This window comes from Arthrobacter sp. B6 (assembly GCF_001663775.1).
Lineage (GTDB): Bacteria > Actinomycetota > Actinomycetes > Actinomycetales > Micrococcaceae > Arthrobacter.
This window is the reverse complement of sequence record NZ_KV467168.1, coordinates 79191-102487: the sequence shown is the minus strand read 5'-3', so window position 1 is coordinate 102487 and position 23297 is coordinate 79191. Positions and strand designations below refer to the sequence as shown.

Annotated in this window: 18 protein-coding genes; 10 read left to right on the top strand and 8 right to left on the bottom strand. The window is 67.0% G+C overall.

Annotated features, from left to right (window positions below):
* Positions 1-10: 10 nt before the first annotated feature.
* From AU175_RS00410 to AU175_RS00395, 4 genes are read right to left on the bottom strand one after another with little or no spacing between them, the layout of a single operon-like run.
* Positions 11-1117 carry an ATP-binding protein gene (locus tag AU175_RS00410; RefSeq protein ID WP_066285040.1) on the bottom strand — a complete coding sequence of 369 codons (1107 nt, stop codon included), beginning with the start codon at positions 1115-1117 and terminating at the stop codon, positions 11-13.
* Complete coding sequence (locus tag AU175_RS00405) at positions 1114-2565, bottom strand: DUF5691 domain-containing protein (protein ID WP_066285037.1); 1452 nt, start codon at positions 2563-2565, stop codon at positions 1114-1116. The genes AU175_RS00410 and AU175_RS00405 overlap by 4 nt, the downstream gene beginning before the upstream one ends.
* A complete protein-coding gene (locus AU175_RS00400; protein WP_066290238.1) occupies positions 2562-3860 on the bottom strand; it encodes an SWIM zinc finger family protein in 1299 nt (432 codons plus the stop codon). The genes AU175_RS00405 and AU175_RS00400 overlap by 4 nt, the downstream gene beginning before the upstream one ends.
* 60 nt (positions 3861-3920) lie before the next feature.
* Complete coding sequence (locus tag AU175_RS00395; RefSeq protein ID WP_156642089.1) at positions 3921-4748, bottom strand: alpha/beta fold hydrolase; 828 nt, start codon at positions 4746-4748, stop codon at positions 3921-3923.
* 537 nt (positions 4749-5285) lie between these two features.
* Here AU175_RS00395 and AU175_RS22655 point away from each other — a divergent pair.
* Both AU175_RS22655 and AU175_RS00385 read left to right on the top strand, forming a co-directional pair.
* Entirely contained in the window at positions 5286-5537 is a 252-nt protein-coding gene (locus tag AU175_RS22655; RefSeq protein WP_231938401.1) for a hypothetical protein, read from the top strand.
* A gap of 32 nt (positions 5538-5569) precedes the next feature.
* Complete coding sequence (locus AU175_RS00385; protein ID WP_197496988.1) at positions 5570-6508, top strand: 5'-3' exonuclease; 939 nt, start codon at positions 5570-5572, stop codon at positions 6506-6508.
* Here AU175_RS00385 and AU175_RS00380 read toward each other — a convergent pair.
* Positions 6505-8016: an HNH endonuclease signature motif containing protein gene (locus AU175_RS00380; RefSeq protein ID WP_066285030.1), complete on the bottom strand. Its 1512-nt coding sequence runs from the start codon at positions 8014-8016 to the stop codon at positions 6505-6507. The two genes, AU175_RS00385 and AU175_RS00380, sit on opposite strands and share 4 nt — an antisense overlap.
* A gap of 288 nt (positions 8017-8304) precedes the next feature.
* On the opposite strand from AU175_RS00380, the gene AU175_RS00375 reads away from it, so the two are divergent.
* Positions 8305-9426, top strand: coding sequence for a zinc-dependent alcohol dehydrogenase (locus AU175_RS00375; protein ID WP_066285027.1), 1122 nt, complete (start codon positions 8305-8307; stop codon positions 9424-9426).
* 53 nt (positions 9427-9479) lie between these two features.
* On the opposite strand, the gene AU175_RS00370 is transcribed toward AU175_RS00375, so the two are convergent.
* Entirely contained in the window at positions 9480-9893 is a 414-nt protein-coding gene (locus AU175_RS00370) for a hypothetical protein (RefSeq protein ID WP_066285026.1), read from the bottom strand.
* Positions 9894-9981: 88 nt separating this feature from the next.
* On the opposite strand from AU175_RS00370, the gene AU175_RS00365 reads away from it, so the two are divergent.
* Positions 9982-10644, top strand: coding sequence for a helix-turn-helix transcriptional regulator (locus tag AU175_RS00365; RefSeq protein WP_156642086.1), 663 nt, complete (start codon positions 9982-9984; stop codon positions 10642-10644).
* A gap of 42 nt (positions 10645-10686) precedes the next feature.
* On the opposite strand, the gene AU175_RS00360 is transcribed toward AU175_RS00365, so the two are convergent.
* Positions 10687-11268 (bottom strand): hypothetical protein, encoded by a 582-nt coding sequence (locus AU175_RS00360; protein ID WP_066285022.1) that lies wholly within the window; start codon positions 11266-11268, stop codon positions 10687-10689.
* A gap of 158 nt (positions 11269-11426) precedes the next feature.
* Here AU175_RS00360 and AU175_RS00355 point away from each other — a divergent pair, with 158 nt between their 5' ends.
* The 6 genes from AU175_RS00355 to AU175_RS00330 all read left to right on the top strand — a co-directional run bounded on the left by AU175_RS00355 (position 11427) and on the right by AU175_RS00330 (position 22411).
* Complete coding sequence (locus AU175_RS00355; protein WP_066285020.1) at positions 11427-13598, top strand: elongation factor G-like protein EF-G2; 2172 nt, start codon at positions 11427-11429, stop codon at positions 13596-13598.
* A 123-nt stretch (positions 13599-13721) separates the two neighbouring features.
* Positions 13722-15605 (top strand): gamma-glutamyltransferase family protein, encoded by a 1884-nt coding sequence (locus tag AU175_RS00350; RefSeq protein WP_066285018.1) that lies wholly within the window; start codon positions 13722-13724, stop codon positions 15603-15605.
* A 147-nt stretch (positions 15606-15752) separates the two neighbouring features.
* Entirely contained in the window at positions 15753-16106 is a 354-nt protein-coding gene (locus tag AU175_RS00345; RefSeq protein WP_066285016.1) for a hypothetical protein, read from the top strand.
* A gap of 60 nt (positions 16107-16166) precedes the next feature.
* Positions 16167-18347, top strand: coding sequence for an FG-GAP repeat domain-containing protein (locus tag AU175_RS00340; protein WP_066285014.1), 2181 nt, complete (start codon positions 16167-16169; stop codon positions 18345-18347).
* 26 nt (positions 18348-18373) lie between these two features.
* Positions 18374-20362 (top strand): M20/M25/M40 family metallo-hydrolase, encoded by a 1989-nt coding sequence (locus AU175_RS00335; protein ID WP_231938400.1) that lies wholly within the window; start codon positions 18374-18376, stop codon positions 20360-20362.
* Positions 20363-20383: 21 nt separating this feature from the next.
* On the top strand, positions 20384-22411 hold the full coding sequence (locus AU175_RS00330) for a M36 family metallopeptidase (protein WP_066285012.1): 2028 nt from the start codon (positions 20384-20386) through the stop codon (positions 22409-22411).
* A 35-nt stretch (positions 22412-22446) separates the two neighbouring features.
* On the opposite strand, the gene AU175_RS00325 is transcribed toward AU175_RS00330, so the two are convergent.
* A complete protein-coding gene (locus tag AU175_RS00325) occupies positions 22447-23274 on the bottom strand; it encodes a DNA/RNA non-specific endonuclease (protein WP_066285010.1) in 828 nt (275 codons plus the stop codon).
* Positions 23275-23297 lie beyond the last annotated feature (23 nt).

The following is a 23297-nucleotide window of genomic DNA, read 5'->3' as shown; positions in this document are numbered from 1 at the left end:
ACGTCACAGGTCAGTTCGACGACTCGAGGTCGCGGCAGGCCCGATAGAGGTCCTTCCATTCCGGCCGGTTCCGGACGACGGTTTCCAGGTATTCCTGCCAGATCACCCGGTCCTGAACCGGATCCTTGACCACTGCTCCCACCAGGCTGGCCGCCACGTCCTGGGCCCGGACGGTTCCGTCACCGAAGTGGGCGGCCAGGGAGAGCCCGTTCGTCATCACCGAGATGGCCTCCGCAGTCGAAAGGGTGGCCGACGGCGACTTGAGGGTGGTGCGTTGGTCCTGGGTTACGCCGGCGCGGAGCTCCCGCATGACCGTCACCACCCGGCGGACTTCGGAGAGCGCGGCCAGGTCGGCCGGAAGCTCCAGTGCTGTGCCGAGACTGCGAACCCGCGTGGTGACGATCTCGACCTCCTGGTCGATGCTGTCCGGGAGCGGCAGCACCACGGTGTTGAAGCGGCGCCGCAGTGCCGACGACAGGTCGTTGACGCCCTTGTCCCGGTTGTTCGCCGTCGCGATGATGTTGAACCCCTTGCGGGCCTGCACCTCTTCATTGAGCTCGGGGATCGGCAGCGTCTTCTCGCTGAGGATCGTGATGAGGGAATCCTGGACATCGGACGGGATCCTGGTGAGTTCTTCCACGCGTACCAGGCTTCCGGTCTCCATCGCACGCATCACAGGCCCAGGGACCATGGCAGCCCGGGACGGGCCGTCGGCGAGCAGCCGCGCGTAATTCCAGCCATACCGCAGTGCCTCTTCAGGTGTTCCGGCAGTACCCTGCACCACGAGGGTGGAGGATCCTGAAACTGCAGCGGCCAGATGTTCTCCCAGCCAGGTCTTCGCGGTACCCGGCACGCCGAGCAACAGCAGGGCCCGGTCCGTGGCAAGCGACGCCACGGCGATTTCCACAAGCCGTTCCGAACCCAGATATTTCGGCGTGACCTGGATTCCGTTCGGCAGGGTGCCGCCGAGGATATAGGTGGTCACGGCCCAGGGCGACAGCCGCCAGCTGGGCGGCCGGGGCCGGTCGTCAACGGCGGCCAGTGCACTGAGTTCCTCGGCGTAGGCGTTTTCGGCGTGGGCGCGGAGAACGTCCGTTCCGGCCTGGGCATCAGTCATTGAAAAGCCTCCGTCAGGGATTGTCGGAATGATTGGTATTGCACGGCATCACGAAGCACGCGGCGCCGTGCGGCGTCGTCATCTGACTGCTCCAGCAGGCGCCGGGCCTGCCCGGCCGCCTCGGGTGGGAGCGCGGCAGGCAGGATGTCCGCCAGCATGGCTGCCAGCTGGCCGCCGTCTTTGGCAGAGATCTGCTCAAGCACGGCGTCAGCCAGGGCAGGACCCCACGGTCGTGGCATGTCGCGCAGTGGCGGAGCCAGCGCGAATGGGTTTGCGGTGCCTGCCCGGATGTGCCGGGTGAGCGTTTCCTCGCGCTCACCAGGCGGCAGGATCTTCAGCAGCCGCAGGTCCGTCCGGACCTCCAGCAGCGCCCGTACCCACTCAAGGTCGGCCCGATGCTCGGCCGTAGTCAGGATGGTTTCGAGGACACGCTTTTCGCCCTTTAGCAGTGCCACGTTGGCTGCCGGGCTGCGGCCCGCCGTCGTCGTCCAAACATCGAGCGGGGCACCGCGGACGACGGCGTCGAGCCGGCCCAGCCGGTCCGGCTCACCAGTGCGCGGGTCCGGTGGTATCCCGTCCCGGAGGGCTGCCGCGTCAGGTTGAGGCGGAAGATCGATTTCGAATTGTTTGCGCAGCACGCCCTTGACGCGCAGCAATGGACGCAGCCGGTCGGCCATGCGGCCGGCGCGGGCGCTGGCGGGGAGCCGGTCGAGCAGGCCGGCGGCGACGTCGCGCACGCTCTTGGCCTTGTCATCCAGGGCCCGCTCCAGCAGTTCCTCGTCGTCTGCGCCGAGATTCGTCGCGAAGGCGGCCAGGTGGGCGGCCCGCTCCCGGGCTCCGAGCGTGTCCCAATGCGCCGTTAGTTGTTCGCGGGCTGTGGCCGGATCGCTGCGGCGGAGACGTTCCAGTTCCGTGGTGGCGTCGGCGCTTTTCAGCTCTGCCCAATCCGCCGTCGTGGGGGGAGGGTGCTCGGTGCCCCCGGCCTTGAGCGCCTGGAGCCACCGGCCGCGGGTGCCGAGGGCGGGATCCAGTTGCTTCGCCACGCCGGGCTTGGTGTCCGCCAGTGAGAGCAGCGAGGGCAGCAGCCGGTGGGGCACGCGCCGTCCGGAGGCGCCGGCGAGCTGCAGCCAGTCCGCCACCAGCAGACTTCGCAGCTCCAACCCGACGGGAGGCTGGGTGAGCAGCAGGTCCAGCAGCCGGGCGGCCTCACCGGAGGCTTGGGGGACCTCGTCCGGTGGCGCCGGCTCAACGAGGTCAGCTGGGTCCAGCGTGGTGGAAGCCCGGGAGGCGCGGGTAGCGGCATCGGCCAGGGCCGCCTGGTCAAGCAGCGACTCCTCACCGGACAGGCCCTCCGGCGGGCGGACGTGCAGTTCCGCCGGCGGGGGCGGTGCCGGGTGCCGTGCCGTGCCGACAAGGGCCGCCGTCCGGAGCTCGGCCAGCCAGGTCATGGCATCACCACCGCTCCACCGACGACGGCGGACAGGGGCCGCACCCGACCATCCTCCAGCTCGCCGAACAGGTCCACTGGATGGCCGCCGGTGAGTGCCAGCAGGGAGTCCAGCGGGGCGTCGACCAGGGGAAGTGCGTCACCCTTGCTGTCCCGTAGCCAGCCGTGGTCATCCGGACAAACGCGTACGCCGCCCAACAGCACCGGATGGCGGTCACGCCAGGGGGAGACAGCCACAGCCGCTGACTCAGCTTCCAGAGCCTGCAAAATGTTGCCGCCTTCACCGAGGCTGGCGGCCATTCCCAGCGGGTCCACGGGACTGGTGAACATCGCTCTCCGTTGGCCGGAACCGGGATATCTCGCCACGGTGGCGTCCAGCAAGGCGCCGGCGAGCTGTGGTGTCGCCAGCGCCTCACTCTGCGCGGCGAAGTCGAGGACGACGACGACCGTCCCGTCGGGCCCGCGAAGCCAGGTCCGCTGCTGCTGGAGCCGGCCGTCGTCGCTGCGGTGGGCGCCCAGAACGAGCCACGGTCCGTGCAGTGCCTCCGTACCCTGGACGTCCGCCGTCGGGACAGCCCAGCCCACGGCCACCCGGAGATCTGCCAGCTCGTCCGCCGCCAGGGTGCTGCGCCGGCGCCAGGCCTTCGTCACTGCCCACCACCGGCCAACCCGGAGAAGCAGGTGGTCGGCCCAGTCAGTCCGCGCGTGCACGTCTGATCCCATGGCCCGCACCTGTTCTGCCAAACCCGGTAGCTGGGCGTCAACAAGGCGGGCTGCCACTCCGTCCCACCAGGAATACGGTTGCCTGCGGGCGGATGCCAGGCCGGTCCGCACCAGATCCGTCAGCCACCGGGCAAAGTCGTCGATTCCCGCATCCATCAGAGCCATCCGTTCGGCCAGCCGCTTGGCCTGGGCCGCCGGATCCACGGGCTGGTCGTTCTGGCGCCGTTCGCGTACGGTGGCCCGTTCCGCCCGCTGGGCCGCCCATTCCTGGGCGAAGCCGGCGGTCTCCGTGCCGGCGTCGGCAGCTTCGCCCCGGGACCACAGAAGGAGCAGCGCCAGGGCGTGCTTGCAGGGGAACTTCCGACTGGGGCAGGAGCAACGGTAGGCAGGGGCGACGGTGTCCACGCTCACCTGGTAGGGGGTCTTTCCGCTGCCCTGGCATTTACCCCAGACCAGGACGTCATTGCTGCCTGTATCGGACCAGGGCCCGGGGCGTGCCAGCTTGCGGGCGGCGGCAAGAGAAGATGCGTCGGGCGCGGCGTTGATCACCCGCTCCTCGCTCCAACGCCCCATGAAGCACATTGTGCCCGATGTCACAGAAAGCGCAAAGGAAACCGCGGCGTGGCGGCGACGCTACGCACGTCTTGGGGGACGGAAAAAGTCCTGTAGTTGCCTCATCAGGACGTCCGGAGCGCGGTCCAGAGCCGAGTGGTCGGCTCCAGACACCTCTACACACGTGCCGTTGGGCAGGCTGTCAGCAAGTGCTTCCGCAATGGCCCGGTAGAAGGCGTCGCTCCGGGAACCGTAGAGGACTACTACAGGCACGGCGATGCCGGCGTACCGTTCCGCAGAAGGCCGGTTGCCATCCAGCCACGCCAATTCCTTCACAGCGCTGTGCACAGTGCCCGTCCAGGCGCGCCCCTTGCGGGTGGCAACCGTCATCATCCAGACAACGCCCTGGAACACCGGATCCGGCAGGGGGCTTTCACGGAGTCTGACCGAGATGCCCTTGCCCAGGACAGTCACAGCCCGGCGCACCTCCCCGCGCAGCACGGCGCTTTCGAATTCCGGAAGAAAATGGGTGGGCAGCGCTCCGCCGATATTGGGAACTGCGTCGTAGAGGGCAATCCTGGCGACTGGCAGTTGGAGCCCTGCCTCCAGTGCTACCGCGCCTCCATAACTGTGGCCGAAGACTGCACTGCTGCCCGTCGCCTCCAGTACGGAACGAAGGTCGGAGATCTCCGTATCCATCGAATAGTCCTCAGGCTGCAGGCTGGAACCCGGTCTGCCCCTGCGGTCATAAACGTGGACCGGCACGGTACGGCTCAACTTTCTTGCTGCCCTGAAGTAGGCGGACGCGGCAGTGTTACTGCCACAAACCATGACCACGCCCGGTCCGTCCCCGAAGCTGTGGACGCGGAGATGGCCGCCGTCCGGTGTCCCCACAACGTGCCGTCTCACTGACCCGCTCCTCTGTGCCGAGATTGAAGGCCGTCAATAGCCAACTCGCGCGAAGGGCCCTGGTCAGGTCCAAGAGTGGTTAAGTCCAGAGCCCGGGCCGGCGCGGAGGGCGGCCAGAACCGCCGCGGCATCGTGCACGTGGTCACGGGGTCCAAAGTCTCGAACTATTCCTCGTAGTAGATCCCTACTCCGTTGACGCTGAGTTGGGGCATCTCACCAGCCTAGGTCTGCCTGCAACCGCGCGGAAGGCCCCCGTGCAAGGCACCCCGGAACGCCTAAAGATTAATTCGTGGGGCCTTGCGTGCCCACCGGAGCTAAGCGAGACTCTTTAGGAACTTGATGCGCCGATTAATTCGATTGCACCACAAACCAGCGGAGGGACGCAGCGTCGCGTCCCGTCAGCTCGGCTCAGCGGCAGAGGCGCGCCGCAGGCAGGGTCCGCAGACGTTGAGGAGATCCATGGCTGGAATGTTTGAACTTTTCGTGGACGCGGAGTCCTGTTTCAGGTTCCGTCTCACAGCACCGGATGGAACAGTGATGGCCACTTCCAAGGCCTTCGACACCAAGACCGCGGCGGTGGCCGGAATTGCCGATGTGCGTGAATACGCCGGCATGGGACACATAACCGACCTGTGCCCGACGTCCAGGAAGGCGGCGCCGCCCGATATTCATGAGCTCCCGGTAGCCCACACACATGAAGTCCGGCGTATCCCGGCCGCCGACCTTCACACCCGTGCCAGGACAATCCGTCAGCCTGCCAACGGGCCGCGGCGGGCCGGAGGGGTCTAACGCGGCCGGGCGCTTCCGTGTCAGGATCAGGTATGCCACACCGCCTGATGCTGCTCGACACTGCCTCCCTGTATTTTCGCGCCTTTTACGGGCTGCCCGACACGATCCGGCGCCCCGACGGCACGCCGGTGAACGCCGTCCGCGGCCTACTTGACATGATTGCGCGGCTCACCACCGACTACGAAGCGACGCACTTGATCGCGTGCTGGGACGACGACTGGCGTCCGCAGTGGCGGGTAGATCTCATTCCGACCTACAAGGCACACCGGGTCGCGGAGATCGTGACGGCTGCCTCCGACGTCGAGGTCGTCCCGGACGCGCTTGAAGCCCAGATTCCGATGATCCGCCACGTGCTTGACCTGGCGGGCATCGCCGTCGTCGGGGCTCCTGAACACGAGGCCGACGACGTCATCGGCACCTACGCCAGCCACGCGGACCTTCCCGTCGATGTAGTCACAGGAGACCGTGATCTTTTCCAGGTGGTGGACGACGCGCGCCAGGTGCGGGTGATCTACACAGCGCGGGGGATGAAGAACCTCGAAGTCGTGACTGACGTGGTCGTCGTCGGCAAGTACCGCGTGCTGCCGGAACAGTACGCCGACTACGCAACCCTCCGCGGCGACGCTTCGGACGGGCTGCCGGGCGTCGCAGGCATCGGTGAGAAGACCGCCGCGTCGCTCCTGGGCAAGTTTGGCACGCTGGACAGCCTGCTCGCGGCGTCGGCCGCCGACGGCGGAGGCGGGGTTTCCGCGCCCGTACGGGCCAAGCTCGCGGCAGCCGAAGACTACCTCAGTGTCGCGCCCACGGTGGTGAAAATCGTGCGCGACCTCAAGTTGCCCACCCTCGAGGAAGCCGGAGCGCGGCTGCACTCCGTCGAGGGCGAGGCACGCGCCGAACTGGAGCATCTCGCTGTCGAATGGAATTTGGGCAGCTCAGTTAAGAGGCTGCTTGCCGCCTTGGAGCAGCGCTAAGGGTGCTTGTCGGGAACCAGTTCGCTCAGTACTTGAGCTGGCCATTGGGGTGGTTCCCAGTCCTGGTGTTCACTTGGGTAGTGGCGGCCGGTGGGTGAGGTCCAGCCGGGTGGTGTGTTGGTGCCGGCTTTGGTGGGGGTCCAGGCTGTGGTGTGTTTCAGGCGGTGGTGTTTGGGGCATGGTTGGCCCAGGTTGGTGATGCCGGTGGTGCCGCCCTCGGCCCAGGCGAGGAGGTGGTCTGCTTCGTTGTCCAGGGACTGGTTGGTGCAGCCGGGGAAGGGGCATTTGCCGTCGCGGAGCCGGAGCCATTGGCGCATGGCGGGAGGGATACGGTAGCTGGCCCGTCCGATTTCCAGGGGTGCGCCGTCGCGGGGGTCGGTCAGGACCCGGTGGAATGAGGTGGCGCCCTCGGCGACGAGCTTCCGGGCCATGGATGCCGGGATCGGCCCGAACCCGTCCAGGGTGGCTGGTTCGTCGGTGAGGCCCATCAGGGCGAACACCGGCACGGTGACCAGGACCTGCGCCGCGGGCGAGGGGACACGGCCGGGCACCTGGCCGGGTACCTGGCCGGGAACACCACAATCACCCGCTGCACCCACGTCGCCCGCGGGACCCGTAGCAGCGGCCGCCCTGTCGGCGGGGATGCCGCCCGCGCTGGTGACCGGGTTGCCGGTGGTGGTGGATTCCAGGCCTGCGGTGAGGAGCCAGGTGGCGGCGATGTCGGCGCGGAGCTGGGTCAGAGTCCGGGATTCGGCGGGTCCCTGCAAGGCGCGGGCGGCGGTGGTGGTGCGGTTCCAGATCCCGGCTGCCTGGTCCGCGGGCAGGTGGGCCGAGAGCCAGGCCATGCCGTCCCGGTCCGGGGCGTATTCGAGCCTGCGGTCCTGGGCGCTGCGGGTGTGGCGTTTTTCGATGCTGTCCGGGTGGTGGCGTTCGCGCCAGGTGCGGGCTTTGTGCCGGAACCGGGACGGGATGAGTTCCCCGGCCGGGCAGCCCCGGGCGGGGTTCGGCGCCCCGGGGTCCAGGAAGTGGGCTTCCAGTGCCTTGGCGCTGGCGGGGTCAAGGCTTGCGGTTTCATCCACCATGACCTTCGCGTGCTGCCATGAAAGGTCCCCGGCCTCCAACGCTTCGAGTGTAAGGGGCAAGGCGCTGGTGAGTTCGTGGGACTGGGCCAGCAACGCTGAGGCCGAGCGTTCGCTCACCGTCAAAGCACACGCGACGTCAGCGACGACGCCCATGTCTTGGGCCGTGTGTTCACCGGGAGTCGTCGCCGGGGCCGTCAGGGCCAGGGACTTGGTCGAGTACCCGGCGGTAAACTGCACTTTCCAGGCGGCCAGAATCGCCTCCACCCGGGCCGTCTCCTCCAGCCCGTCCAGGCACGCATCTGCCTGCTCCCGAAGAGGATCCGCCCCCTCAGAACCCAAACCCAGCCCGCTGCGCGCACAGTCGGCAAGCGCCGCGACAGAAGCCACCAAGGCCTCCAACCCCGCCACCGCTGCCGTCTTTTCCATACCCACATCATCCCGCGAGGGGCTGACAAAACCGCCGAAGCAGAAAGCCTATGTGGATAACCCTCGACCCCTCTGCGAACAATTTCTGGAGGCTCTTCGGCCAGTGCGACGTAATCCACTGATTCTCCGCAGGCCATGCTGCGGCCACGGAGAACACGGCATGAGTTAGTGTCTCCGACCGGTCTTCTCGGCAGCCGTTGCTGCCCGTATCGTGGTGGGCGTCCCTGCAGAATGTGCAGCAGGGACTTGAGCATCACCACAAGGCTCCCTCCAGAGAACGGATCACCAATGCGTGAACTGAATTTCATCAGCACCGGCAAGCTGGAGTGGATCGAACGGATCGACCCGAAGCTGCTCACGGGTGATGATGCGATCGTGCGTCCAATCGTCGTGGGCCGCTGCGACGCTGACACGCTGCCGATCCACCGCCGTGTCTCCCGGGCGATGCAGGCCGGTTTGAAGACCGGCCTGATCGACCCCGCCGTCGGAAGCATCTGTGGGCCGGTGCCCTTCCAAGGACCCTTCGCGATCGGCCACGAAGCGATCGCGGAGGTCGTCGAGACCGGGCCCTACGTGAAGGGCCTTAGGGCAGGCGACAAAGTGGTGGTGCCCTGGTCCGTCTCCTGCGGACGGTGCGGGATGTGCCGGCGGGGACTAACCTCCAAGTGCAGCATCGCCCGTAACGGACGCACCATCGCCGCGTACGGGTTTGGCCCGGCGTGCGGCCCCTACGGCGGAATGGTCGCTGACCTGATCCGCGTCCCGTTTGCCGAGCACATGCTTGTCCCGCTTCCCGGCGGGCTGGACCCGCTGCGGGTCGCAGCAGCCAGCGACAACCTTTCTGACGGGTGGCGCACGGTGGTGCCGCAGCTCCGCGACCGGCCTGGCGCGTCGGTCCTGGTTCTCGGCGGCGGAGGCAAATCAATCGGCCTGTACGCGGCGGGCCTGGCCGTCGCCCACGGCGCTTCGAAGGTTGATTACGTCGACACCAGCCATCGCCGCCTCGAGGTTGCCGAAGCGCTGGGAGCCGACTCCCACCAGCAATCCAGAAAGTTTGTCAGTCCCGGCTCCGGGTACGACATCGTCGTCGAGGCCTCCAGCACCGGCACCGGGATCCGCAATGCCGTCCGCGCCACCGCCCCGGGCGGGATCTGCACGGCGATCGGCTACTACTTCAGGACGAACACGGGGATTCCGTTGATGCACATGTACGCCAACGACATCACCCTGCACGTGGGCGTCTCCCACCCCCGCGCCGTCCTGCCCGAACTCCTGGACTGGGTCAACAGCAACAACTTCCCTGCGGAGAAAGTCACCAGCCACGTGGCCGACTTCGACGACGCCCCGACAGCGTATGCCGAACACGCCACCAAACTCGTACTGCAACGCCCCGCCCTCATCCAGCACTGAACAGGGGCCGGGCAGTCCGCCGGGCCCCTGGGAGGCAGTACCGGAAGCGCCCCTTAATGCGCTTCCGCTGTGGCGAGCCGGTTCAGTGCCAGCGCGCCGACCAGAAGGCCAAAGTCCCGCAGGGCAATATCAAAGAAACTCCCCAGCAGCAGGAGATTGATGATAATCCCCAGCAGCCACGCGGCCACCAGCAGGGACCCGAACCGCGGGCGGACCGCCACCAGGACGCCGGCGATGATCTCCACGACTCCGACCGCATACATGATGGTCTGCGCCGGCAGGGGCACCACGCTTGTTGCCACCGGCGCCAGGTAGATGGTCCAGTCGGCGAGGATATTGGCGAATTTGTCCAGCCCAAAAACGACGGGGGCAACAGTGAAAACGGTGCGAAGCAGGAGGAAAGCCTGGTGGCGGGGTTCCCCGACCACGGTCCGGCCGTTCGCCCTCTCCGCAGCAGTGGACTTCATGACGAGCTCCTTCTAAAAGTAGGTACTGTAATTTTAGAAGCGAAGCTAAGATTAAGCAATGGTTCTTGTTTTTAGAAGGAGGCTTCATTTGCGCAGACTTCCGTGGGCCGGCCGGCTGGCCGCCGTCGCGTCGTTGGGGGACGAAAAGAGCCGCCAGCTGTTTGAACTGATCACATCGTCTGAGGACGCAGTAGGCCGGGATGAGGCGGCCCTTGCCGTGGGCTTGCCCAGAAGCACGGCATCGTTTCATCTGGACCGGCTCGTGAAGGACGGCCTGCTGGCCGTGGAGTTCCACAAGCCGGCGGGGAAGACCGGTCCTGGGTCGGGCCGCCCGGCCAAAATGTACAGGACAGCCGAGCACGAGATCGGGGTGTTCGTGCCGGACCGGAATTATGACCTCGCAGGGGAGTTGCTGGCAGCAGCAATAGAACATTCCTCTGCCGTCGGCACGCCCGTCCATGAAGCACTGATGGTCACGTCCCATGAAGCCGGCCGCATGGCAGCGGCGGGAAACCGAACCCTGGAGGCCTTTCTTGCCACCGTGGGCTACCAACCGGAACCGGACGGCTCCGGGGGCCTGACGCTCGCGAACTGTCCGTTCCACCGGCTGGCCGACAAGCATCCGGCGACAGTGTGTGCCATGAACGGCGCCTTCCTGCGGGGCGCAGCGTCTGCGTGCGGAGACTCGGAGCAGAGGGTGCAGCGCAACGACACCCCCGGGCAATGCTGTGCCAGAATCGCCCCCGCCTAGAGGCCCAGCCGCGCAGCACCGGACGACGCCGGCCTGGTGGCCTCAGTCAGCTGCCGGCAGGAACTGCCCGTTCCTGATCCGCGATTCACCGAAGGTGACAGTCATGGTCGGAATCTCCACGGGTTGGCGGGACCGCGCCTTTGGCCTGCCCACAGCAACGTGCGGCACCCAGTGCGGATACCTGAAGCCAAGCGCGGGCGAACTGAGGATGAAGTCGTCCACGTTATCTACGAACAGCCCGTCCAGTAGCCCGCGCAGTCCCTCCACCAGCGAGACCTGGTAGTCGTGGACCTGCTGTGGAACGTTCACTTCGAGGCCGGAGATGCCCCCGCCGCCGAGCACAATGAGTCTGTCCGACGGTCCGGAAAAACCGTCCAAGACCGGCAGTGCCCGCAGCCAGCGGACCGTCTCCCGGATTGCAGAAGCCGTGCCGGTGAAGCCTTTGGTCCACTCGCTGACGTCGCGGGCGAAGTCCTCGAGGATCCCGATGTGCAGCAGTGTCATGTGCAGTCCCTGCGGCCGACGCAGGGCGTCGACGTATTGCGCCAGATCCTCGTAGTCTGCCGGCCCTGCTCCCACGCCCACTACGGGTACCTCGACCGTGATCCGCGGAAGTGCCTGCATCCTGCCCCCTCCCACCAGCACCCACCGTTTCGGCTTGGCTGCAATTATCCCTCCGCCCACGAATCCGCGCGGTGCTCTTGCCGTTCCGCGCGTCAGGGTGTCGAATCAAGTAACACGTTCGGCCCGGGTGGCATGGCAAAGACGCCAGGAGGTTCCAAATGTCGGTAAAAGGCACTAAGGACACAGCGAGGACGCCCGGCCGCGGCGGACCGGAGGCCCGCCGGTCCGATGCCTCCGCCGGGATCCCCGCCCAAAGCCCTGCACAGGTACGGAATGTGGCACTGGTGGGCCACTCGGGCGCCGGCAAGACCATGCTGATCGAAGCGCTCCTTGCCGCAAACGGCATGATCACGCGCAAGGGCACGATCGCGGACGGGAACACAGTCAGCGACTCAGATCCTTCGGCCGTCCATCAGCAGCGCTCGGTCACGTTATCAGTGGTTCCCCTGCAGCTCGGCGACATCAAGGTGAACCTCCTGGACACCCCCGGATACCCGGACTTCATCGGCGAGCTTCGCGCAGGGTTGAGGGCCGCGGACGCGGTCCTGTTTGTCGTTTCGGCTGTGGACGGCATCGATGCCACCACCACCGCGCTGTGGGGCGAGTGCGAACATCTGGGAATGCCCCGGGCCGTGGCCGTCACCCGGCTGGACCATCCCAGGGCTGATTACGACGGCGTCCTCGCCGCCTGCCGTGCGTCGTTCGGGGAGTCAGTGCTGCCACTCTACGTCCCGGTCCGGACCGGCGGCGAAGTTACCGGCCTGCTTGGACTGCTCACAGGGACGGTATCTGAATACGCACCGGGGGAGGTGCGGCCCACCCCCCGCGCGGGAGGGGCCAACGAACTGGAGGAATCAGAGTCTGCCCGGGCCGAACTGATAGAGGGGATCATCGCCGAAAGCGAAGACGAGACGCTGATGGACCGCTATTTGGGTGGCGAGGAGATCGATACCGCCGTGCTGGTCGAGGACCTGGAGACCGCCGTCGCCCGCGGTTCCTTTTTTCCCGTGCTGTCCACGTCGGCTGCGACCGGCGTGGGAGCGGTCGAACTCCTGGAGGTCCTGGCCCAGGCGTTCCCGTCGCCACTTGAGCGCCCCCTGCCGGACGTGAAAGACCTGGCCGGAGCCCCTTTAGGGGCGTTGGCGTGCGACCCGGCCGGGCCCCTGGCGGCGGAGGTTGTCCGTACCAGTATCGATCCCTTCCTGGGCCGCGTCTGTCTTGTCAGGGTCTTTTCCGGGGAGCTGCGTGCCGATACGGCGGTGCATGTGGGGGGCCACGGACTGGCCGACCGCGGCCATCAGGACCACGACACGGATGAACGCGTCACCCACCTCTACTCCCCGCTGGGGGCCAACCTGCGTCCGGTGTCCAACTGCATCGCCGGGGACATCTGCGCGATGGCCAAGCTCGGAAGCGCCGAGACCGGGGACACGATCTCCTCGCGCGAGCAACCCCTGCTCCTGGCCACGTGGGAGATACCCGAGCCCCTGATGCCGGTGGCCATCGAGGCCGATTCCCACAGCGACGAGGATGTCCTGGCCCGCAGCCTAGGAAAAGTGGCCGCCGGAGATCCAACCCTGAGGGTGGAACGCAACGCCGAAACACATCAGCAGATCCTGTGGTGCATGGGGGAGGCCCATGCCGACGTGGTGCTGGACCGCCTCAGGGAGCAGGGAGTGAAGCTGCATACTGTAGGCGTGGTGACGCCCCTCCGGGAAACCTTTGCCGCCCCCTCCGCCGGCCACGGGCGGCACGTCAAGCAGTCCGGCGGCCACGGACAGTACGCGATCTGCGACATCGAGGTGGAGCCCCTGAAACGGGGCGGCGGCTTCGAATTCGTGGACAAGACCGTGGGCGGCGTGATCCCCGGAACGTTCATCTCGTCTATTGAAAAGGGCGTGCGGGCGCAGATGCAGAAAGGAGTCGCCGCCGGGTTCCCGGTAGTGGATCTGCGCGTAACGCTGGTGGGTGGAAAGGCACACAGCGTGGATTCCTCGGATGCAGCATTCCAGGCGGCAGGTGCGTTGGCGCTGCGGGAAGCGGCGTCAGCAGGCCGCATCCAGCTGCTGGAACCCGTTTCGTCCGTGATCATCAGCGTGTCCGATGAGCATGTGGGGTCCGTGATGAGTGATCTTTCCGCCCGTCGCGGCCGGCTGACCGGGACCACGTCCTCCGGATCGGACCTGACCGAAATCAGCGCCGAGGTGCCGGACCAGGAGCTCCTGAAGTACGCGGTGGAACTGCGGGCACTGACTGCCGGCACGGGACGGTTCCGCCGCCGGTACCTGAGGCATGATCCGGTACCGGGCAACACGGTCCCAGCCGCCTGAGCAGGGGGTGGGGGCTACTCCCCCTCGCAGCCCCCTGCTTTGGCGAAACCCGTTGAATGTCAAACTGCCGCGGAGTAGGCTGGCGCCCACCCCAACCCGCATCACCCTCATCAGGGAGCGACCATGCCAACCTTTCGACGTCGACTGGCTGCCGTTACGGCGGTCCTGGCTCTAAGTGTTACCGGCGGGGCGGTGATCAGCCCGGCGTCCGCCGATCCTCGCGAGATAACCAAGGTTCCGACGGCGACAGGCTATGGAGGGGCCGTGAGTACCGTGGACCCGGAGGCGTCTGCTGCGGCCATCAAGGTCCTTCGCAATGGGGGCAATGCCGTGGATGCCGCGGTCGCCGCGGCTGCGACCCTGGGCGTGACCGAGCCGTACAGCGCTGGAATCGGCGGCGGCGGGTACTTCGTGTTCTATGACGCGAAGACCGGCAAGGTGGGCACCATCGACGGCCGCGAAACTGCCCCGGCGACCATGCCGACCAATGCGTTTATCAACCCCACCACCATCACAGCCGAGAATCCGACCGGCAGCGCATACCCCTTCGCCCAGCTTGTCTCGAGCGGAGTCTCCGTAGGTGTCCCCGGTACGCCGGCTACGTGGGAACGGGCGCTGGAGCGTTGGGGAACGCTTGACCTTGGCGAAGCCCTCGAACCTGCAATCAAAGTGGCAAACCGCGGCTTCGTGGTGGACGAAACGTTCCGCCAGCAGACCCTCGATAACAAGGTCCGCTTCTCGGCGTTCACGCCGACGAGGGAGCTCTTCCTTCCCGGCGGCGACGCACCTGCGGTCGGAAGTATCTTCCACAACCACGACCTCGCCAAGACGTACCGTCTTCTCGCTAAGAAGGGCACGGACGCTTTCTACGGCGGCCCCCTCGCGGCAGAGATCGCGGCGACAGTCCAGGCTCCGCCGAAGGATCCAACGTGGGTGGCTCCTGCCCCGGTGCCACCCGCAACTGCGCCTGTATCGATTCCTGCCTTTCCCGGCTTCCTGACGACGTCGGATCTGGCTTCCTACACGACGATCGACCAGGAGCCCACGCACGTGGAGTACCGCGGCTACGACGTGTACGGCATGGCACCGTCCAGCAGCGGCGGAACGACCGTGGGCGAAGCACTGAACATCCTGGAGCCGTTCGACCTTACCGGCATGTCGGCTGCCGGTGCGCTGCACCACTACCTCGAGGCGAGCGCGCTCGCCTTCGCGGACCGTGCCAAGTATGTGGGCGACCCGTTGTTCGTCGACGTTCCCACCAAAGCGCTCACCGACCCCGTGTTTGGCAAGGAACGGTCCTGCGAAATCGATCCCGGGCTTGCGGCTGTGAAGCCTGTCGCGGCAGGGAATGTAGCGTCGTATGACGGTGTGTGCCTGCTTGCGCCTGCATCCGCCGTCGTCGAGACGGACACCGAAAACATCTCCACCACCAACCTGACGGTGGCAGACAAGTGGGGCAACGTTGTGGAGTACACCCTCACCATCGAGCAGACCGGCGGTTCCGGCATAGTGGTCCCCGGCCGCGGGTTCCTGCTCAACAATGAGCTGACCGACTTCAGCACCGTGTATGAGCCCACCGACCCGAACCGGCTTGAGCCCGGCAAGCGCCCGCGCTCCTCGATGTCGCCCACGATCATCCTGAAGGAGGGCAAGCCGTTCCTGGCACTTGGCTCACCAGGCGGCTCCACCATCATCACCACGGTGCTGCAGACCATCCTGAACAGGGTCGATTTGGGCATGACCGTCTCCGAGGCTCTCGCGGCCCCACGGGCATCCCAGCGGAATACAGAAAATATCAGCGCCGAGCAGGAGTTCATTGACGCATATGCCGGCGACCTGGAAGCGCTGGGGCATGTGTTTACCAAAGCAGGTGACGGCCTCACGTCGTTGCCGGAGATCGGCGCCGCGACTGCCATCGAGTTTGGGCCTAAGGGAGAGATGATTGCCGCGGCCGAGCCGCTGAGGCGCGGAGGGGGTTCGGCGATGGTGGTCAGGCCGTCCAAGTAAATTGTGGAACGGACGGGCCCGTAACGTTGGTGTCAGCCGCCTGCCCATACTGGGTGTTCGTGGCCCGGCAGGCGGGCTCCTGGACGGTGGGGGAAGACCCACGGAGCCCGGACCTAAACGCCGCCCTATCGCCGTCCGGAGGAGCAGATGGTCCAGGAGTTCGTCGAAGCACTGGTAGTTCTGGAGCAGGGCGATGTCAGCGGTGGCTGGCTTGAGGAGCTGCGCCAGCACGCCGTCGTGCTCCAATGGCTTCCGCCGCGGATTGCCATCGTCCTGGTCCAATCAGACGTTGCCCTGCCGCGGGACGTCCCGGGGACCCGCTGGTACCCCGGTGAAATTCCGGCGGAGGAGGTCGCCGGCTTCACGCCGCCGGAGCGGCTGTTTGTCGACGCCTGGCTGTCCCGCCGCGAAGGAAAGGTCCGCCCCGGGAACGGCCTGCCGTGGGACGCTTCCGGCAGGGAGCCCCCTGACTGGCCGGACGAGCCTGCGCACAAGCCGTAACACTCCAGTAACGCCCTGCCGTGCATAGTCCTTGCTGTACGCCTGGGTGAGGAGAGGGCAATGTCTGGAGATTTGAATATCAGGGAGCAGGCCGTCCTGGACGATTTTCCGGGGCTGCGGAGCGGTGCGGAGCCGAACCCGCCGATCCACCAGTATGGGCGGATCCGGATCGCCGTTGTCCCGGAGGGTGGCGGACCGCTTCGGAACGGGCTGGCGCCTGACGCGCCGCCGGAGGATCTGACCCAGACGGAGCGGCTGGGCCTTGGAGCGCTCCGCCTGCGCGACTCGCAGGAGTTCCGGACGGCCAAGGACAACCGCCCGCGCCAGGGGGAGCCCTGGGACATGACCGGCGGCTGCACCGCCGTCGTGTCCGTGGGGGAGTCGGAAGCCGGCGACGACGGCCTCGCCTTCGCCGCCGCCCCCACCAGCAGCTACCTGGAGGGCACCGTTGCGGTGGGGATAGTGATAGTCCAGGGCCCGACGGCGGCGCTGCGGTTTTCGGACGCAGAGGTCCTGAAGGTGGTGGCGGAGGTCCAGAACGGGCTGGGTTATCTTGCCACCACCAACCCGATCGCGGGTATCAGCTTTGCGTATGACATCCAGAACGTCACGCTGGCCACTCCGGCGGACCCGGCTGCCGCGGACCTGGAGGGCCTGTGGCGGAATCCGGCAATGGGCGCCATCGGCTTCAGCGCCGATTGGAGCGGCGTCACGGCCTACGTGGAGGACCTGCGGACGCGCTTTGGCACCCGGTGGACCTTCTGCGGCTTCTTCACCAAGTACCCACTAGGGCATTTCGCCTACGCGTCGATCGGCGGTCCGCGGATCGTGATGGACTACAACAACGACGGCTGGGGACCGGACAACATCGACAGGGTCTTCGCCCACGAAACCGGACACATCTTCGGCTGCCCCGACGAGTACGCGGTCAGCGGCTGCAACTGCGGAGGGAACTGGGGCAGGTACGGGACCGCCAACGGCAACTGCGAAAACTGTTCTGCGGGCGGCGGCGTCCCCTGCCTCATGAAAGGCAATACCTTCACGCTCTGCGGCTACACACCTGCCCACCTGGGCTGGTCACCGCAGCTCCTGGTACGCAACTACGGGGCTTCCTTAGGCGGCTGGCAGGTAGGCCGCCACCCCCGCCTCCTGGCCGACACCACGGCGGACGGAAGGGCCGACATCGTGGGCTTCGGTGACGCCGGCGTCTACCTCTCCCGGGCCCAGGCGGACGGGCGTTTCGAGGCGCCCCACCTGGCCGTGAACAATTTCGGTTACGTTGCCGGCGGTTGGCGGGTGGAGAAGCACCCGCGGTTCCTGGCCGACACGACGGGGGATGGAAGGGCGGACATCGTGGGCTTCGGCGACGCCGGCGTGTACGTGTCCCGCGCCCAGGCCGACGGCACCTTTGATGCGTTGCGCCGCGTGGTGGACAACTTCGGGTACGTTGCCGGCGGCTGGCGGGTGGAGAGCCATCCGCGGTTCCTGGCCGACACCACGGCGGACGGCCGGGCGGACATCGTCGGCTTCGGCAACGCCGGCGTGTATGTCTCCCGGGCACAGGCGGACGGCAGCTACGACGCCTTGCGGCTGGTAGTGGACAACTTCGGGTACGACGCCGGCGGCTGGCGGGTGGAGAAACACCCGCGGTTCCTGGCCGACACTACGGCGGACGGCCGCGCCGACATCGTGGGCTTCGGCGACGCCGGCGTCTACGTGTCCCGCGCCCAGCCGGACGGCAGCTACGACGCCCTGCGCCGCGTGGTGGACAACTTCGCCTACGTTGCCGGCGGCTGGCGGGTGGAGAAACACCCGCGGTTCGTGGTAGACCTGACCGGTGATGGGCGGGCGGACATCCTGGGCTTCGGGGATTCCGGGACCTATGTCTCGCTCGCGCAGGCGGACGGCAGCTACGGCCCCGTAACGCTGGCTGTCGCCAATTTCGGCTATGTCGCCGGAGGATGGCGGGTCGAGCGGCACCCCCGCTTCCTGGCGGACACCACCGGCGACGGCCTCCCGGACATCGTGGGCTTCGGCGACGCCGGCGTCTATCTCTCCCGGAACCTGGGCGGCGGCGCCTTTGAAAACCCCGGCCTGGTTGACACCCACTTCGGGTACGCGAACGCCGCGGGCGGCTGGCGGATCGAACGGCATCCCCGCTTCGTGGTGGACGTGACCGGGGGCGGCAAGGCTGACATCGTCGGGTTCGGCGAAGCAGGGGCGTACGTGGCCCGGGCCTAGCTCACCTGGCGCATGTTACTGGAGGCATGGAGATGGCCACCGTCTTCTTCGATATCGGAGCGACACTCGCGGATGTAAGCGGCGCCCCGGACGGGTCGCTGACCTTTCGGCCGCGGCCCCGCGTCCTGGAGGTCCTCAACGAACTCGCCACACTCGCCGACACGCGGCTGGGAACCATTTCGAATCCGGGCCCAGGCGCACGCGCGCGCTCACACGCCGCCTCCGCGCTGGAGGAAGCGTTCCCGGGGCGTTTCGGTGACGGCTCGCTGATCCGGTGGGGCCGCAAGGATTCACGCGGTATTTTCGACGACGCCGTGGCCAGTGCGGGTGCCGCCGCGGGAGACTGCGTTTTTGTCGGCGAAGATCCGGATGAGCGGGCGTTTGCCCGCGAGGCGGGACTCAGCACGGCTCCCCATCCCGTCTTTGCGAGGGCGGCACTCGAAGGGCGCCCGGTCTCGTGGATCCGCATTGACCTGCCGCCGGAGCGAACGCTCAGGGACCTCAACGCTGTGGCAAACGCCGCCGAGGTTGTCCCCGTGCATGTCCCGTCAGCACGGCTTGTCCTTGCCATGGCCACTGATACCGGCGCGGAGCAGCTGGAGCAAAGGGGCTTCTCGGTGGACCAGCGGACGCCGGTGGACGATAGTGTGGCGTTCCTGGTGCGGGACGACAGGCCGGTCGCGCCGCCGTCCGACCCGCCGCCGTCGGGCCCTGCAGGTCCGTCGGGCTTTACAGCGGCGCCGGGAACAGCGCCGCTGCCGGCCGACGGCCAGGCCCGCGCCGCCGCCGCCTTCACGTTCATGGCGCGCGGCCTGACGGGGCTGACGCACGCCGTGGCCTCCCTCGGTCCGGCACCCGGCGGCGTCTACATCGCTGCCGCTGCCGGCACCCCGCTGGAGGAACTCCACATCCCCGGCGCGCGCCATGGCCATACGGAGCGGCTGCTTCCCGACCCCGGCCTGCTGGGCCGTCCGGGCGAGCTCGACGCCGGGGAGCTGGCCGCCAGGTTCACCAGGGCCGGCTTCGCAGCGGCTGGTCCGTCTCCCGAAACGGTAGGCGCCGTGGGCGCCGCAGTCACGTCGTCAGCGATCCGCGGGCACATCGCCCGCATCTCCGGTGCAGCCCCGCTTGTTGGCGGGGAGCCGCGGATAGTCAGCAGCCGGGATGCCTCCAACCCCGACAACATGGCGGTTGTGGAAGCCCTGGCGGCACAGTTCCAAGGCCTGGGCCTCACCGTCACGCTGCAGCCATTCACGTGGCGCGGCCACCGGCTCGCCAACGTGGAAGCAGAACACCGGGTCGAGGGGTCAGACGGGGCTGTACTTCTTACGGCGCACCTCGATTCCACGGCGGCTTACGGCACCTTCTTCGATCCGGATGGCAGGCCCCGTCCCTACGATCCCCGCACCGACCCTGCGCCGGGAGCCGACGACGACGGAAGCGGCACCGCCGCTGTCCTCGCGGCGGCCGAGGCCTTCAGCGCCATGGCCACCCGGGGCCGGACGCCGGCGCGGACCGTCCGCTTCGTCCTGTTCAACGCCGAGGAGCAAGGCCTCATCGGCAGCAAGTTCTACGCACGCGCCGCAGCCGCCAGGGAAGACAGGATCGCCGCCGTGCTCCAGATGGACATGATCGCAGGCCTGCAGGACGGTGCCCACAGGGTAGAGATACACGCGGGTTCGGCGGTGCCGGGGCCATCAGTGGCCGCATCCAACGCACTCGGTGACCGCGTCGCAGAGGCGGTGGCGGCAGTGGAGCCCGGCCTGGAGGTCCAGAGGCTCACCGGGAGCACGGACCCGGCTGCCGGGCGCAGCGACCATGCAAGTTTCCACGAACGTGGCTGGGCTGCCGTTGCCGTCTCCGAGAACTTCTTCGCCGACACCTCACCCGCGACGGGCACCCGGCAATACCACCTCCCCGGCGACACGCTCGACGACGCCGGCCACAACACCGAGTACGCCGCCGCGATCGCACGCACCGTCACCGTGGCGGCGCTGACACTCGCGGGACTCTGAACACCTGGAAGGGATCACGTCATGGACAACATCATCGACCAACGGAACCTGGACTACGACCGCTTCGCCGAGCGCGGCGGAGCCCAACGCCTGCGGGAAGGGACAGAGCGGGCGGCGGCCCGGATGCAGCAGGAACTGAGCACCGGACCCGAAAAGGTGAACCGCTTCACGGGCCACCGCTGCGAACTGCGGTCCGTCCGTGCGCCCGGATTCGCCGACGATGTCGAACCCACCGATACGGACTACATCGCCCAAGCCAAGTCATATGCCGGGTCCGTCGCGGAGGCGGTGGGCTTCGGGGCAGAGGAACCGCCAGAGTTCGAAGCCGACCCGACGGTCACCACAACCTCCGAGGGGCTGCGTGTGGTGAGCCTGCAGCAGATGTCCAACGGCATCGAGGTATGGTCCATGTCACCCAAGGTTTGGCTGCACAGCGACGGGGCGGTGGACCGGCTGGTGGGTGACACGGTGAGCGTGCCGCCGGACCTTCCCTCCAAACCTGCGGTCCCGGCAGAAGCGGCCCTGCTGGTGGCGGTCCGCGAAGCGGCTAAGGCGAGGACCCTGAGGGGCAACTTTGGCGACGACGAGCTGGAGCAAGTCACCATTTCAGAGGGCGATTTCCGGCGGCTGTCGTTCCAGTCGTTGCCGGCCCGGCCCATGACGTTCAGCAGGGGCGCCTTCGCGGAGGATATTCCTGCCCGGCTGGTGTACCTGGACATGGGCGGCAGCTTCCGGCTCACCTGGTTCTTCACCATTTCCCGCGATGACCTTGTGGTCCAGTACAAGGCGTTTGTGGAGGCCGATGACCGGACGAAGGATCCGGATGCACCTGAGATCCTCTATTTCTATGACTCCGTCAGCCGCGCCGTTGGCGGGCGCGTGATCAGCAGGAACCCTGCCGATACCGAATTCCGCGAGGTTCCATTCCCGCTGCCTGCCAGTGAATACCCGGTGGATGTGCCGGCCGGCTTCCCGGCCTTCGCAGCATGGACAGCCGCGGTGAACGGGAAGCTGGCCACCGTCGGCAACAACGTGCGGGCACTGAACGGGACCACGCGGAAGCCGTATGAGATCCCCGCGGCGGACAGCGGAGGTGTCTTTGCCCCCGACCCCGACAGCCCGGAACAGTTCATCACCAACATCTTCTACTTCTGCAACTACATGCACGATTTCTTCCTGATGCTGGGATTCAGCGAGGAATCAGGGAACTTCCAGCTCTCCAATCCCACTGGAAAGGGGCGGGGCGCGGACCCCGTCGATGCCCTCGCCCATCCCGGCCGCGTGTTCGGCACAGCCAACATGAGCACCCGCGCCGATGGCGTGGCTGCACTGATGAACATGGGCCTGGTCACCTCTACCGGCCGCCACACGGCCAACGATTCTGACGTCGTCTTCCACGAGTACGTCCACGGCGTGACCAACCGGCTGGTGGGTGGCATGCTGGACGCGGAAGGCCTGAACGAGGAACAGTCTGTTTCCATGGGGGAGGGCTGGAGCGACTTCTTCGCGCTGACCATCAATAACTTCCCGGGCACCAGCGAGCGCCTGGTCACCGGAAGCTGGGTAACGGGGCGTGAAACCGGCATCCGGCAACGCCCGTACAGCGCTCAGTATCCCGGGACCTTCGGCGACATCGGCAAAGGGACGGGTCAGGTCGCGGGGGCAGACAACGCAGACCTTTCGTACCAGCAGGTACACGACGTCGGCGAGATCTGGTGTGCTGCCCTGATGCAGGTGACGCGCGGCGTCGGCGCCGCCCTGGGCAGCAAGGAGCGCGGCTACCGGCTGACGTGGCAGGCTGTGGTGGACGGGCTCAAACTGACCCCCAAGAATCCATCCTTCCTGACAGCCCGTGATGCCGTCCTGCGCGCCTTCAGGTCCATGGCGGACACTGGCCGTCTCTCCGAAGAGGAGTACACGGCGGTCCGGGCCGCCGCGTGGGCGGCCTTCGCCAGGTTCGGGATGGGCTTCGATGCTTCCTGCCCGAATTCCACGTTCAACGGCTGCCGCAGCGGCACGGCCCTACCTCCTGCAGGAGTGGATGACTGAGAACGCTGGGCGGCTGAGGCCTGGGCGGCTGACGGTCACCACTGGATATCGGCGGGGCCGTTGAGCGGTTCGCGGTCGCCGGCAGCCGGCAGCGGAAGGAAGGCATCCGCGCCCCGCAACGCGTCCGCGAAGCGCAGCCGCGTGCGTTCCTCAAGTTCGGCCGCGCTAACCTGGAACGCCCGGAATTCATCCAGATCCAGGGACTCGAACGGGTTCAGGTTCTGCGTCAGCAGGAAGGCGTTGCTCCTGAACACGCCCTGCTCGACGTAGGCAAGGATCTTCCAGTACTCCCGGGGCAGCCGGACGCCCCGGTATTCGCGGTCATTGTCCTGGAAAACCGGCCCGCCGAAGACACTGACTTTCAGGTCCTGAACGTCGACGTCTGCGAAAACCGCCTCTTCCAGCCGACCCCAGACGCCGTCCTTGCTGCTTTGGTTGAAGTCGTCCATGTGGGGCGCGATGTTGGTGAAGAAGAAGGAGTCGTCGTTTGCGCTTTTCGCCTCGGCCAGGTCGCCCCACACCAGGTCCGCGCGACGGGCCAAATGCCCGCGGTCCAGGCGGTTGCCGCTGTAGAGCTCATCACCGTTCTGGAAACTGGCCGGGATCCGGGGATCCTTAATGAAGGAGATGCCCTTCCGGCTGACCCTCTTGAGGCTGCCGCCGTCGATGTTCCAGGCCACCCACCGCGCGAACCGCCGGGACTTGCTGAGGGCGAGCGAAAAGTGGGTGTACGGGATGATGCCGGACCCCTCGAGCTGGACGGTATCGTCCTCCAGCGATGCATCGGTCACCGGCGGTTCCAGAGGTTCGCCAAGGAAACCGGGAGAGTAGCCGCCGCCGTCGAAATCCTGATTCTGAGCCATGCCGCGAACACTAGCCCGGGGAC